The organism is Dokdonella ginsengisoli, assembly GCF_042652785.1.
Classification (GTDB): domain Bacteria; phylum Pseudomonadota; class Gammaproteobacteria; order Xanthomonadales; family Rhodanobacteraceae; genus Dokdonella_A; species Dokdonella_A ginsengisoli.
On sequence record NZ_JBHSHD010000003.1, the window covers coordinates 145,010 to 156,777 of the forward strand.

Here is an 11,768-nt window from a genome sequence, read left to right on the forward strand (position 1 = left end):
TCGGTCACGGCGCAGCCTTGCGCCGGTAGTAGGCGCGCGAAACGCCGTTGTCCAGGCTCAGCGCGCTGGTCGTGCCGTGCGCGTCGCGATGGAATTCGATCTGCAGGGATTCCCAATCGGGCGAGGTGTAGCGGTTCGGCGCCAACGGCAGCAGCTCGACGGGCTTGGAGTTGCCGCTCCAGTAGCCGGTCAGCCGGCCCTGCGCGGCCTCCACGCGCAGCTCGCGCGGCGCTTCGTTCAGGCGCTTCTGCCAGGCCTGCGGGATGCCGTCGTCGAAGACGTAGGTGCCGGCGTCGCGCGCAGCCTGCGGATCGTCGGGGACGATCGGGATCGTCCGCAGCGGGCGCTGCGTCGGCCAGCCCCAGGCGTCGGCGACCGCGTTGCGGATCTCGCCAGCGAGATCGTCGCCGCGCGCGCCGTTGGTCAGGATCACCACGCCGTCGCCGCTGTACAGGTTGCCCTCGATGAAGGCGCGGTAGCTGTCGTTGGCTCCGCCGTGGTGGAACACGCGCCTCTGTGCGGTACCGGCCAGGCGCGGGCCGAGGCCGTGCTCGCTCGGCGACACCTCGGTCATCATCTCTCTGGCGAGAGCGCGCGGAAGAAAATCGCCGCTGCCGCGATAGCTGCGGATCAGCGCGCGCACGTACAGCGCCAGATCGTTCGCGCAGGTCCACAGGCCGGACGCGGCGAGTTCCGGAAAGGTCTCCCAGCCGCGCGGCTGCGCGCGCGGCCGGCCGTCGGGTCCATGCGCCTTGGCGATGTTGCCGCGCGTGGCCGGGAGCGGGCTCTCGAACGTGCTTCGGCTCATGTGCAGCGGATCGAACACCGCTTCGCGCGCGAGCGACTCGAACGGGCGGCCGGTGGCGTCGGTCAGCACCAGCTGCTCGACGGTGACGCCGCCGCCGGAGTAGTCCAGTCTTTCGCCGGGCGGATGCACCAGCCGGACCGGCTCGTGCTTCGCCGGCGCCTTGCCGTCGAGCGTCTGCAGCGCGTCCGGCACCGTGGCGCCGGGCTGGAAATCCTCGAAGCCGTGCACGTTGAAACCGGCGGTATGCGACAGCAGCATGCGCAGCGTTACCTTCGGCGCGGGATCGCCGCCGAACCGCGGAATCTTCCACGAACGCAGGTAGGCGCCGACGTCGCGATCGAGATCGAGCCGGCCCTGCGACACGAGCCGCAGCGTCGCGCCGGCCGCCACCACCTTGCTCACCGAGCCGACCGAGAACAGCGTGTCGGCGTCGACCTTCTCCACCGTGCCGGCTTCGCGCAGGCCGTAGCCGGCCGCGTGCACGACTTCGCCGTCGCGCAGAACGGCCACCGCGACGCCGGGCACACCGTAGTGCCGCATGCGCTCGGACAGCGACCATGCCGGCGCCGGCTGGTCGGCGCGCAGCACGCTCGGGCGCAGAGCGCGCTCGAAGCCGCGCGAGGTCTGCGCGCTGCCCGCGTCGTCGGTGGCGCGCGCCGGTGCGATCGCGACCAGCAACGCGAAAGCGGCGGCCAGCGAATGAAGCCGGATCGTCTGCACCTGGAATTCCCCTCGTCCGAAAGCCGTGTTCCGGACCTGGATGCCGTGCTGCGCGAAACGGTCGCAACCTGAACGTGTCGACCTAGGGCTTGCACCAGCTAGGGTCGGCCCGGTCTTGTCCGCGCACGAACGCCGCCGCTAGCTTGATGCCCCGGAGAATCGTGCGAGGAGAAGTGCGGCATGACTGCGATCGGCGGCGCGAACATCTGGAATCCCGTTTCCCTGTCCGGTGAGGCGACACCGCAGGGCAATCCGTCCGGGCAAACCTTCGAGCCGCTGCTGCGCCGGGACGATACCGTGATGTCCTGGGGCTGCGAGTACGGCAAGGGCATCTTCATCGTGCTCGACACGGGTCGCGAGGGACCGGATGACGTCAAGATCGTGATCCACGAGGACGGCAGCTCGACGGTGACCGTCAACGGCGTCGAGTACGAGTTCGATCGCGAGCAGACGCAGAACCTGCGTGTGCGCGTCGACGACAACGACCGCGTGCAGGTCGACGACCGCCGATCGGGCCTCGAGAAGGCGCTGGACCCGAATCCGATCCAGGTCTTCGAATACCCCGAGTGAGCGGCGCAACAGCGGCCGCACCCACCGCGCAGCCGGCAACCGACCGCTAGGGCCGGGCCGGCCGTGAACGCAGCGCGGCGCGCAGGTGCGCGCCGAGGTGATAGCTGCGGTAGCGGCAGACGTCGAAGCCGCGCTGGATCAGCACGCGCCCGTCGGCGAATTCGGCGCGCAGGTCGCGCAGGCAGTTGCGCGAATCCCCTTCGATCGCCACCGTGGCCGAGTCGCCGCCGCCGCGCAGCGCGCCGCCCAGCGGCAGATCGAGAAACGCGCCGCTGCCGGCCGGCGCCTCGGCGAACGCGACGAGACTGTCCTTGGCGGTGTTGACCACGTCGACGTAGTGAACGGTTGCGGCGCATCCCGCACCCGGTGCGGCGAACAGAGCGGCGAGCAGACACGAACGCATGGCAATCTCCCGTCGTCGAGAAGCTGTCGAGCAGCGCCGGGAAACGATCGCCGGCACGGGAAATCTGCCCGCCCAGGGCCGTGCGTCGACAGCGAAACGGGACGAATCGTCGTCGCGCAAGGACCAATCGTAGCCGTCCGCGGCGAGGCTTCTCAGGCCCCGGGCCGGCCACTACGATGGCCCGATGGAGAACCCGCCGCCGCTTCGCACGGAACCGGATCCGAGCCCGCTGCTCGACCGCGTGCTGCTGCGCGGTCCGCGCCATCTGGTGCTATGGGCGCTGATCGTCGCGCTGTTCGCCGCGCAGTGGTACCTGCACGACTGGCTGTTCTCCGGCGGCCATCCGTGGCCGGCGATCGAATACGTGCGCTGGTCGTTCCTGCGCTGGTTCGCCTGGGTGCCGCTGGCGCCTCTGGTCTTCCGGCTGGCCGAACGCTTTCCGATCGATTCGCCGCTGCGCCTGCGCTTCCTCGGCCTGCATCTGGCGGCGAGCGTCGCGGTCACCGCGTTCTCGGTCGCCGCCGGCGCCCTGCTCTCGCACTGGCTGCTGCCGGACCAGCCGTCGTTCGGGGACCAGCTGCGGCACTTCGCCGGCAAGTACGCGCTGATCGACTTCCTCGTCTACTGGGTGCTGGTGTCGATCCGCCAGACCGTGCACTTCTACCGCGAGAAGAACCGCAGGGAACTCGAATCGAGCCGGCTGGCCACCGAGCTGGCGCAGTCGCGCCTGCAGGTGCTCAAGATGCAGCTGCAGCCGCACTTCCTGTTCAACACGCTGCACACGATCGGCACGCTGATCGACGAGGACCCGGCCGCCGCCGAGGAAATGCTGCTGCGCCTGAGCGAACTGCTGCGCGCGTTCCTGGAGGACTACCGCGGGCAGGAAATCCCGCTCGGCCACGAACTGGAACTGGTCGACCTGTACCTCGGCATCCAGCGCACGCGCTTCAAGGACCGCCTGACGACGCGCATCCACGCGGCGCCGGACACGCTCGATTGCGCCGTGCCGAGCCTGATCCTGCAGCCGCTGGTGGAGAACGCGATCCAGTACGGCATCGGCCGCAACGTCGGCGAAGACTGCATCGAGATCGACAGCCGCCTCGAAGGCGACCAGCTGTGCCTGGAGGTGCGCAACCGCAACAGCGCGCTCGAACGCATTTCCACCGGCACTTATCGGCGCGGCATCGGCCTTTCCAATTCGCGCCTGCGGCTGAGGGAACTCTACGGCGACGCCGCGCAGATCCAGCTGGTGGCCGCGGCGCCGCACGGCGTGGTCTGTCGCGTGCGCCTGCCGGCGCGCCGGCTCGACCTGGACGACCTCGCGCGGCCGGGCGAGGAAACCGCGTGAAGCTGCGCGCGCTGGTGGTCGACGACGAGCCGATCGCGCGCCACGCCATCGTGCGCCTGCTGCGCGACGACGGCGAGATCGAGCTGGCCGGCGAGTGCGGCGACGGTGCCGGCGCGGTCGCGGCAATCCGCCGGCAGGCGCCGGACCTCGTCTTCCTCGACATCCAGATGCCGGCGATGAGCGGCATCGACGTCGTCGCCGCGGTCGGCCAGGAACGCATGCCGGCGACCGTGTTCGTGACCGCCTACGAGCACTACGCGGTGCGCGCGTTCGAGTCGAACGCGGTCGACTACCTGGTCAAGCCGTTCAGCCGCGAGCGCTTCCAGAAGATGCTCGCGCGCGCCAAGGCGCGCATCGCCGCCGCGCCCGATCCGGCCCACGCCGTCTCGCAGCAGGTGCTGCGCGCGCTGGCCGAACTCACGGCGCGGCCCGACTATCCGGCACGCATTCCCGTTCCCGTCGACGAGCACATCGAGCTGATCGAAGTCGACGACATCGTGTGGATCAAGGCCAACCGCAACACCGTCAACCTGCACCTGGACGGGCGCGTGTACGTCCTGCGCGAGACCATGAGCGGCCTCGCCGCACGGCTCGATCCGAAGCACTTCGCCCGCGTGCACCGTTCGGCGATCGTCAACGCGCGGCGCATCAAGGCGATCCATCCGTGGTTCAACGGCTACCACGTGCTGGTCATGGACACCGGCCAGGAGCTGCGCATGAGCCGCTACCAGCACGAGAGCTTCCTCAAGCTCGTCGGGCGGCGCGCGGAAGCGGACTGACGCGAGCGCCCCTCAGGAGCGCTTCACCGCATGCCCGCCGAACTCGTTGCGCATCGCGGCGAGCAGCTTGTCGGCGTAGGAATCGTCGTCGCGCGAGCGCAGGCGCTCGAGCAACGCCTGGGTGATCACCGGCGCCGGCACGTCGAGCGCGATCGCCTCGGCGACGGTCCAGCGACCCTCGCCGGAATCGGCCACGTGCGGGGCGATGCCGTCCATCGACGGGTTCTTCGCCAGCGCATCGGCGGTGAGGTCGAGCAGCCACGAGCGCACGACGCTGCCGTGGCGCCAGATCTCGGCGAGCTGGTGCAGGTCGAAACCGAACTCGGCCTTGTGCCGCAGGATCGAGAAGCCTTCCGCGTAGGCCTGCATCAGGCCGTACTCGATGCCGTTGTGGATCATCTTGGCGTAGTGGCCGGCGCCGGAGGGACCGACCCGGCCCCAGCCGCGGTCAGCGGCCGGCGCGAGGGTTTCGAACACCGGCCGCAGGCGTTCGACCGCCGCGGCGTCGCCGCCGATCATCAGGCTGTAGCCTTCGGCCAGTCCCCAGACGCCGCCGCTGGTGCCGCAGTCGACGTAGTCCACGCGCTGCTGCGCGGCCTGTTGCGCGCGCCGCAGGGTGTCGTGGTAGTTCGAGTTGCCGCCGTCGATCACGGCGTCGCCGGCGTCGAGCAGCGGCAGCAGCGATTGGATCGTGCGATCGGTGATCTCGCCGGCCGGCACCATCAGCCACAGCGCGCGCGGCGCAGCGAGCAGGCCGACCAGTTCCTGCAGCGAAGCGGCCGCTTCGCCGCCGTGCGAGACGATCGCGGCCCGCGCGTCCGCGTCCGGATCGAAGCCGACCACGCGGTGCCCGCCGCGCAGCAGCCGCTGCGCCATGTTCGCGCCCATGCGGCCGAGGCCGATCATGCCCAGTTCCATCGCGATGCTCCGTTGGCGGCACTGCCGCAGTCGGCCGCGATGATAGCCCGCAAAGAAAATCGCGGCGCCGGCCGATGCGCTGCCGGCCGGCGCTGCGGCGGGCGTCAGTCGGAGGTGGCGCCACCGAAGCGGTCGGCGAAGATCGTGTCGGTGGCGACGAAGCGCGCGATGGTCATGTCGAAGTCGCTGGCGGCCGCCGGATTGGCCTGCGTCCAGCGCCGGTAGCCGGCGGTCACGACCTGCGTGCCGTCCATGATCAGGTCGGAGCCGTACGAGAGCTTCTGCGCGTCCGTGAAGGCCGAGAAATCCAGCACCGCCGCCGCGTGCAGCGGCGTCCCGTTGGAGCCGAACTGCACGACCGACTGCATCGGATGGCCGTCGCCGAACAGATCGTCCTTGATGTCCAGCCCGACCACCAGATCGCGCGTGTCGGCGCGCTCGGCGATGCCGTAGGGCACGTTCGTTCCGCTGAGCACCAGCTGGTGCCGCATGTTGCTGCTGCCGCCGCCGAAGGCGTTGTCCAGGTCGCCGTTCGGCTGGTACGCCGCGAGCAGCAGTTCGTACTGCGGCGAGGGGCTGGCGCTGTCGTTGTAGGCGAAGCCGGCGACGACGAAGCCGCCGTCGTGGCGCCGCGCGATGCGCGTCACCGAGTCCTGCTTGCTAGTGCCCAGGTCGCCGTAGACGGAGTCGTTGATGAAATCGTCGGCCTGCCCGCTGACGCCGTTCACGCTGATCACGAAGCCGTCGATGTCGCCGCCGGACGGCGCGCGCTGCTTCTGGCCGACGATCACCAGCCGGTAGGCGAACGGCGACGGCGAATAGGCCAGCACGTCGAACGCGGCGTCGCGGCCGTTCGGCGTCATGTCCGGGTTGTAGAGGAACACGCCGGGATGGGCGGGCGTGTTGCCGAACGTCATGTCGCGCGCACCGGTGACCGGATTGAGATGGATCGCGAACGCGGCCGGATTCCTGGTCGTGCCGACGCCCGAATCGGTGTCCGTTTCGCCGACGACGTACAACTGCGCGGCGTACCAAACGATGCGCATCGGACGGTCGTTGCGGTTCGCCGCGTCGGCGCCCAGGTCCAGCCAGACTCCCGCGATGCCGGCCGAGCCGAAGCCCTGGCACGGCGTGCCGTCACCGTCGACGCAGGCGATCTGGATGTCGAGGTCAGTGCTGGAACCGGTGTGCTGCATGCCGACGAAGTAGAACGTGTCGCCCGGCCCCTTGGCGACGTCCACGACGTCGATCATGGTCGACGGAATCAGCCGGCGCCCGGTGCCGTTGTAGGTCAGGTCGTAGGAGCCGTCGTCCTTGATGCGGGCCATCGCCAGTTTCCGGCCACCGGAGGAATCGGCCTGGTAGCCCAACAGCCAGTAGCCGCCGTCGGCGCTCGGGAAGACGCGCAGGCCGACGTCGAACTTGGCCGCGCCCGAGTTGAAGTCGGCGGTGCGCGAACCGGTGCCGTCGAACGAGCCGTCCGGGGTCAGGTCGCTGAACGCGAGCGAGCCGAACGGCTGTCCGTCCGCGTCGAGCACGCGCGCCTGCAGGATGTCCTTGTCGAAGTCGGTGGCCTGCGCCGGCGCGAACGCCAGCAGGCCGAGAGCGAGCAGCATGGTTTTCATGGCATTCCCCGTCGAATGAATGGAATGCCCGGTAGTACGCAACGCTGCGGCGGATCGGGACATGCGCCGCACGCCGCTCGAAAGCCGCCCGAAAGACGTGCGCTTCAAGCTAGCGGCAGGATTCGGCGACAGGCTCCGGACGAGCGGACCGGTCACCGATCAACTCATTGATTATCCGAAGATATTCATGATCAAACCTGCGGAGTTCTACCTCAGCGGCGGACGCGCCGGCGTACTGCTGATCCACGGACTGACCGGCACGCCGACCGAGATGCGCTTCGTCGGCAACGGCCTCAACCGCGCCGGCTTCAGCGTGCTTGGCATGCAGCTGGCAGGGCACTGCGGCGACGAAGCCGACCTGCTCGCGACCGGCTGGCGCGACTGGACCGCCAGCGTCTCGGCCGCCGCCGACCGCCTGCGCGCGCAGGTCGATCATCTGTTCGTCGCCGGCCTGTCGATGGGTGCGGTGCTCGCGCTCAAGCTCGCCATCGATCGTCCGCACGACGTTGACGGCCTCGGCCTGTACGGCACCACGTTCTTCCACGACGGCTGGGCCACGCCGGCGATCGGCCGCCTCGCCTTCCTGCTGCCGCTGATCACCTCGCTCGGCTTCGGCCGCGACCGCGTGTCGGAAGAAGTCGAGCCGTACGGCATCAAGGACGAGCGCATCCGCAACCGCATCGTCGGCGCGATGCTCTCCGGCGACAGCCATGCCGCCGGCCTGGCCGGTTTCCCGTGGCCGTCGCTGGCCCAGTTCCAGCGCCTCTCGCTGCACGTGCGCAACCGCCTCGGCCGCGTGCGCGCGCCGTGCCTCGTCGCGCATTCCTCGCACGACGATGTCGCGAGCTTGCGCAACGTGCGCGTGGTCGAGCGCGGCGTGAACGCGCCGGTCGAGACGCTTCTGCTCGACAACAGCTACCACATGGTCACGGTCGACCAGGAACGCGGCAAGCTGATCGAACGCTCGGCCGCGTTCTTCCGGCACGTCGCCGAGCAGAATCCGGCCGAGCTGCCGCGCGGCGCCGCGGTCGCGACGGCGATCGACTGAGGGTGGCACTGCCCGCCTGGGCATTCCCGGCTCGACGGGCCAAGTTTTTTCCTTCTCCCGCGTGCGGGAGTAACGTGCCGAAGGCGGATGAGGGATTCCTGGTGTGTCATTGCAAGCATTTCCCTCACCCGGCGCGCTGCGCGCGCCGGCCTCTCCGGCGAGCGGCCGAGGTGAACCGCGAGAATCGCGAAGGCGGGAGGCGTTCGCTGCGATCGCCCGCGTCGCGATGACGGGCCGCCGATGACGGCCGCCGAGTCGTACCACAACCTGCTCGAGCCGCCTGCGCTGGTGCGCCATTTCCTCGCGCATCCGCCGCTGGATTTCCGCGCCTCGACGCTGCCGTCCGGCACGCCGGTGTTCGTCGCGCGCTTCGATCTCCTGACCACCGCCGACGACGACCTGCGCCGCCGCGTGAGCGCGCTGCCGCTGTATCGCTGGTGGAGCCGCCTGCTGCGTCCGCGCACCTGCTTCGTCGGCACCACCGTGTCCGAGTACGCGCTGCTGCCGCGCGGCGGCGACGCCGATGCGCTGGTGCGCGAGTGGCGCGCCGCGCCGCAGGCGCGCCAGCCGTTCCTGATCGTCAAGGACCTGCCGCAGGAATCGCCCCTGCTCGACCAGGCCAGCAACGCCGCCGCGCGCGAGGTCGCCGCCGCCTGCGAACGCGCCGGCTTCGTGCTGCTCGAAGGCCAGGCGCTGGCCTGGGTGCCGATCGATTTCGAATCGACCGACGACTACCTCGCGCGGCTGTCCTCCGGCCGGCGCAAGGACATCCGCCGCAAGCTGCGCGCGCGCGCCGAGCTGGAGATCTCCGAGATCCCGACCGGTAGCGACTACTTCGCCGATGCCGCCGTGCGCGAGGAATTCTACGCACGCTATCTGGAGGTCTACGCGCAGAGCGAGATCCACTTCGACCAGCTCAGCGGCGAGTTCTTCGACGCGCTGCTGCAGGACGCATCGTGCGGCGGCATCGTGTTCGTGTATCGTCACCGCGGTGAACTGATCGGCTGGAACCTGTGTTTCGTCGTCGGCGACGCGCTGGTCGACAAGTACGTCGGCTTCCGCTATCCGCAGGCACGCGAGCAGAACCTGTACTTCGTGAGCTGGATGCACAACCTCGACTACGCGCGCCGCCGCGACCTGTGCTGCTACGTCGCCGGCTGGACCGATCCGCAGATCAAGTCCTACCTCGGCGCGCGCTTCACCTTCACGCGCCACGCCGTGCGCCCGCGCAGCCGCGTGCTGCGTGCGCTGCTGCAGCGTATCGCCGGCCGCTTCGAGAGCGACCGCGCGCGCCTGGACGGCAGCGCCTCCGCGCCTGCAGCCAACGACGATGCCTGACCGCCCGCCCTCGGCCCTCAGTCCTCAGCCCTGCCCTCCGGCACCGCTCGTCCTTGATTTCGACCGCTCGGTCGGCGCGCTGCCCGATGCGCACGTCGTCGACCTGGGCGACTGGCAGGAAGCGATCCGCTTCGGCTGCACGCTGCGCCGCTTCCGCAACGTGGTGCGCGCGATCGAGACGCGCCTGCCGCCGAGCTACGGCACCGTCTTCCTCGGCAGCGGCGACTACCACCATCTGAGCTGGCCGCTGATCGGGCGCTGCGCCGCGCCGGCGCCGTTCGAGGTCGTGGTGTTCGACAACCACCCGGACAACATGCGCTTCCCGTTCGGCGTGCACTGCGGCTCGTGGGTGCGCAAGGTCGCGCTGCTGCCGCAGGTCGTGCGCGTGCGCGTGCTCGGCATCGGCTCGGCCGACGTGTCCGCCGCGCACGCGTGGGAGAACTACCTGACGCCGCTGCGCCGCGGCAAGCTCGAATACTGGACCGTCGGCGTCGACACCGGCTGGTCGCGCCGTCTCGGCCTGCAGTCCGCGTTCCGCGGCTTCGACACGCCGCAGGCGCTGGTCGAGCGCTTCGCCGAGGAACAGCGCGGCTCGACCGTGCCGGTCTACCTGTCGATCGACAAGGACGTGCTCAGCCCCGAGGTCGCGCACACCAACTGGGACCAGGGCCGCATGCTCGAGGCCGATCTCGCGCGCGGCATCGACGCCCTGCACGGACGCCTCGTCGGCAGCGACATCACCGGCGACGTCTCCGCCTACCGCTACCGGACGTGGTGGAAGCGCAAGCTCAGCGCGCTCGACGAGCAACCGGAGATCGACGCGGCGCAACTGGCGCAGTGGCAGGCGCAGCAGCATGCGTTGAATCTGCGGTTGCTGGAGAGGATCGAAGCGGCAACGCGGGGATGACAGGGGCAAACTTCAGAAGCACATGATCAAGATCATTGCGTTGCTCATCGGTTTCGCCGTATCTGTTTTCGTAGCGGCACATGCCGCCACCTTCTTCGAGGAGGACTCCTGCCTGGACGCGGGAGGGAAAATCGAGTCCCCAACCGGGGCGTGCAGCTTGAATCGAGACGGCTCTTACGTGCCGTTGCTCTCACGACCGGACCTCTACGCCTTCTGGACTTTGTTCACCTTCATCATGCTCACTCCGGGCTGCGCGTCAGCATGGATTCTCCAGAAGATGCTTACCCGAGCCAGGGATCGATTCGGCAGCACCAAGCTCGACGGAAGCGTAGGTTCAATTTGAACGCCCGACTGGACGACCTTCACCATCCCGGCAACCGAAGATGAATTTCGACAAACGCTCGAGTGCTCTGGGCTTGGCCCTGCTGTTCCTTTCCTCTTTCGCCTCCGCCGAACCTGCGTCTGCCACGACCGCCTCCGTCGCCCCACCCCCTTTCCAAATCGAACGCAGCACCGTCCACACCATCGACTCGACCAAGCTCGAGCGCAGCTACGACCTCTACGTGAAGCTGCCGCCGGGCTACGAAAAGCCCGAGAACGCGCAGCGCACGTATCCGGTGCTGTACCTGACCGACGGGCCGTACACGTTCCAGGTCGCTTCGGGCGTCACGCGCGTGCCGTTCAACCACGGCACGTTCGAGGATTTCATCCTGGTCGGGCTGTCGTACGCACGCGGCGACGATCCGGTGGTCAGCCGCGAACGCGATCTGACGCCGCTGGTCGACCGGCGCAACAAGCCGACGCCGACCGGCGGCGCGCCGGCCTTTCTCGACTTCATCCGTGACGAAGCGATCCCGCTGATCGAGAAGACCTACCGCGCCGATCCGCGTCGGCGCAGCCTGGCTGGCCAGTCGTACGGCGGGCTGTTCGGCATCTGGGTGATGTTCAACGAACCGGAACTGTTCCAGAACTACATCCTGACCAGCGCCTCGCTCTGGTACAACAGGAAAGCGATGTTCGACGCCGAGGCGGCGTACGCGAAGACGCACGCCGACCTGAAGGCGAACCTGTACATGGCGATCGGCTCGACCGAATACCCCGGCGGCTGCGGTGATGCGCCTTCGCAATGTCCGGACGGCTCGAACATGGTCGCGCAGCAGGCACAGATGCTCGAGCGCCTCGCCTCGCGCAAGTACAAGAGCCTGAAGCTGCATGGCAAGGTCGTCGAGGGCGCGTTCCACACGACCACGTTCCCGGTCGGCCTGCTGTGGGCGCTGCAGGACGTATTCCTGCTCCGGAAATGA

12 protein-coding genes are annotated in these 11,768 nt (G+C 69.0%); 8 read left to right on the forward strand and 4 right to left on the reverse strand.

The genetic code is table 11. From position 1 onward, the window contains the following. Positions 1-4: 4 nt before the first annotated feature. On the reverse strand, positions 5-1,528 hold the full coding sequence (locus tag ACFO6Q_RS02775; RefSeq protein ID WP_380018983.1) for a serine hydrolase domain-containing protein: 1,524 nt from the start codon (positions 1,526-1,528) through the stop codon (positions 5-7). A 180-nt stretch (positions 1,529-1,708) separates the two neighbouring features. Between ACFO6Q_RS02775 and ACFO6Q_RS02780 the strand changes: the two genes are divergently transcribed. Further along, positions 1,709-2,098, forward strand: coding sequence for a hypothetical protein (locus ACFO6Q_RS02780; protein WP_380018984.1), 390 nt, complete (start codon positions 1,709-1,711; stop codon positions 2,096-2,098). Between the two features lie 46 nt (positions 2,099-2,144). On the opposite strand, the gene ACFO6Q_RS02785 is transcribed toward ACFO6Q_RS02780, so the two are convergent. After that, positions 2,145-2,501, reverse strand: coding sequence for a hypothetical protein (locus ACFO6Q_RS02785; protein ID WP_380018985.1), 357 nt, complete (start codon positions 2,499-2,501; stop codon positions 2,145-2,147). Between the two features lie 184 nt (positions 2,502-2,685). On the opposite strand from ACFO6Q_RS02785, the gene ACFO6Q_RS02790 reads away from it, so the two are divergent. Together ACFO6Q_RS02790 and ACFO6Q_RS02795 are read left to right on the forward strand one after the other, a co-directional pair. Continuing rightward, positions 2,686-3,849, forward strand: a complete 1,164-nt coding sequence (locus ACFO6Q_RS02790) for a sensor histidine kinase (RefSeq protein WP_380018986.1) — start codon at positions 2,686-2,688, stop codon at positions 3,847-3,849. Further along, a complete protein-coding gene (locus ACFO6Q_RS02795; protein ID WP_380018987.1) occupies positions 3,846-4,628 on the forward strand; it encodes a LytR/AlgR family response regulator transcription factor in 783 nt (260 codons plus the stop codon). Before ACFO6Q_RS02790 ends, ACFO6Q_RS02795 begins: the two co-directional genes overlap by 4 nt. 12 nt (positions 4,629-4,640) lie before the next feature. Here the strand turns inward: ACFO6Q_RS02795 and gnd are convergent, their stop codons facing one another. Further along, the gene (gene gnd / locus ACFO6Q_RS02800) at positions 4,641-5,546 is read right to left on the reverse strand and encodes a phosphogluconate dehydrogenase (NAD(+)-dependent, decarboxylating) (protein WP_380018988.1); all 906 of its coding nucleotides are present in this window, start codon (positions 5,544-5,546) and stop codon (positions 4,641-4,643) included. A 104-nt stretch (positions 5,547-5,650) separates the two neighbouring features. Then, on the reverse strand, positions 5,651-7,171 hold the full coding sequence (locus ACFO6Q_RS02805; RefSeq protein ID WP_380018989.1) for a hypothetical protein: 1,521 nt from the start codon (positions 7,169-7,171) through the stop codon (positions 5,651-5,653). Between the two features lie 187 nt (positions 7,172-7,358). Here ACFO6Q_RS02805 and ACFO6Q_RS02810 point away from each other — a divergent pair, with 187 nt between their 5' ends. The 5 genes from ACFO6Q_RS02810 to ACFO6Q_RS02830 all read left to right on the forward strand — a co-directional run bounded on the left by ACFO6Q_RS02810 (position 7,359) and on the right by ACFO6Q_RS02830 (position 11,768). Continuing rightward, positions 7,359-8,219, forward strand: a complete 861-nt coding sequence (locus tag ACFO6Q_RS02810; protein WP_380018990.1) for an alpha/beta hydrolase — start codon at positions 7,359-7,361, stop codon at positions 8,217-8,219. A gap of 240 nt (positions 8,220-8,459) precedes the next feature. Continuing rightward, positions 8,460-9,557: a peptidogalycan biosysnthesis protein gene (locus ACFO6Q_RS02815; protein ID WP_380018991.1), complete on the forward strand. Its 1,098-nt coding sequence runs from the start codon at positions 8,460-8,462 to the stop codon at positions 9,555-9,557. After that, positions 9,550-10,464: an arginase family protein gene (locus ACFO6Q_RS02820; RefSeq protein ID WP_380018992.1), complete on the forward strand. Its 915-nt coding sequence runs from the start codon at positions 9,550-9,552 to the stop codon at positions 10,462-10,464. The genes ACFO6Q_RS02815 and ACFO6Q_RS02820 overlap by 8 nt, the downstream gene beginning before the upstream one ends. Before the next feature lie 22 nt (positions 10,465-10,486). Beyond that, positions 10,487-10,807, forward strand: a complete 321-nt coding sequence (locus ACFO6Q_RS02825; RefSeq protein WP_380018993.1) for a hypothetical protein — start codon at positions 10,487-10,489, stop codon at positions 10,805-10,807. A 40-nt stretch (positions 10,808-10,847) separates the two neighbouring features. Continuing rightward, positions 10,848-11,768, forward strand: a complete 921-nt coding sequence (locus ACFO6Q_RS02830) for an alpha/beta hydrolase (protein WP_380018994.1) — start codon at positions 10,848-10,850, stop codon at positions 11,766-11,768.

Bases quoted from the DNA above. Each gene is read 5' to 3' on its own strand.
- ACFO6Q_RS02780 (WP_380018984.1), top strand. From the start codon at position 1,709: ATGACTGCGATCGGCGGCGCGAACATCTGGAATCCCGTTTCCCTGTCC.
- ACFO6Q_RS02785 (WP_380018985.1), bottom strand. From the start codon at position 2,501: ATGCGTTCGTGTCTGCTCGCCGCTCTGTTCGCCGCACCGGGTGCGGGA.
- ACFO6Q_RS02790 (WP_380018986.1), top strand. From the start codon at position 2,686: ATGGAGAACCCGCCGCCGCTTCGCACGGAACCGGATCCGAGCCCGCTG.
- gnd (WP_380018988.1), bottom strand. From the start codon at position 5,546: ATGGAACTGGGCATGATCGGCCTCGGCCGCATGGGCGCGAACATGGCG.
- ACFO6Q_RS02805 (WP_380018989.1), bottom strand. From the start codon at position 7,171: ATGAAAACCATGCTGCTCGCTCTCGGCCTGCTGGCGTTCGCGCCGGCG.
- ACFO6Q_RS02810 (WP_380018990.1), top strand. From the start codon at position 7,359: ATGATCAAACCTGCGGAGTTCTACCTCAGCGGCGGACGCGCCGGCGTA.
- ACFO6Q_RS02815 (WP_380018991.1), top strand. From the start codon at position 8,460: ATGACGGCCGCCGAGTCGTACCACAACCTGCTCGAGCCGCCTGCGCTG.
- ACFO6Q_RS02820 (WP_380018992.1), top strand. From the start codon at position 9,550: ATGCCTGACCGCCCGCCCTCGGCCCTCAGTCCTCAGCCCTGCCCTCCG.
- ACFO6Q_RS02825 (WP_380018993.1), top strand. From the start codon at position 10,487: ATGATCAAGATCATTGCGTTGCTCATCGGTTTCGCCGTATCTGTTTTC.
- ACFO6Q_RS02830 (WP_380018994.1), top strand. From the start codon at position 10,848: ATGAATTTCGACAAACGCTCGAGTGCTCTGGGCTTGGCCCTGCTGTTC.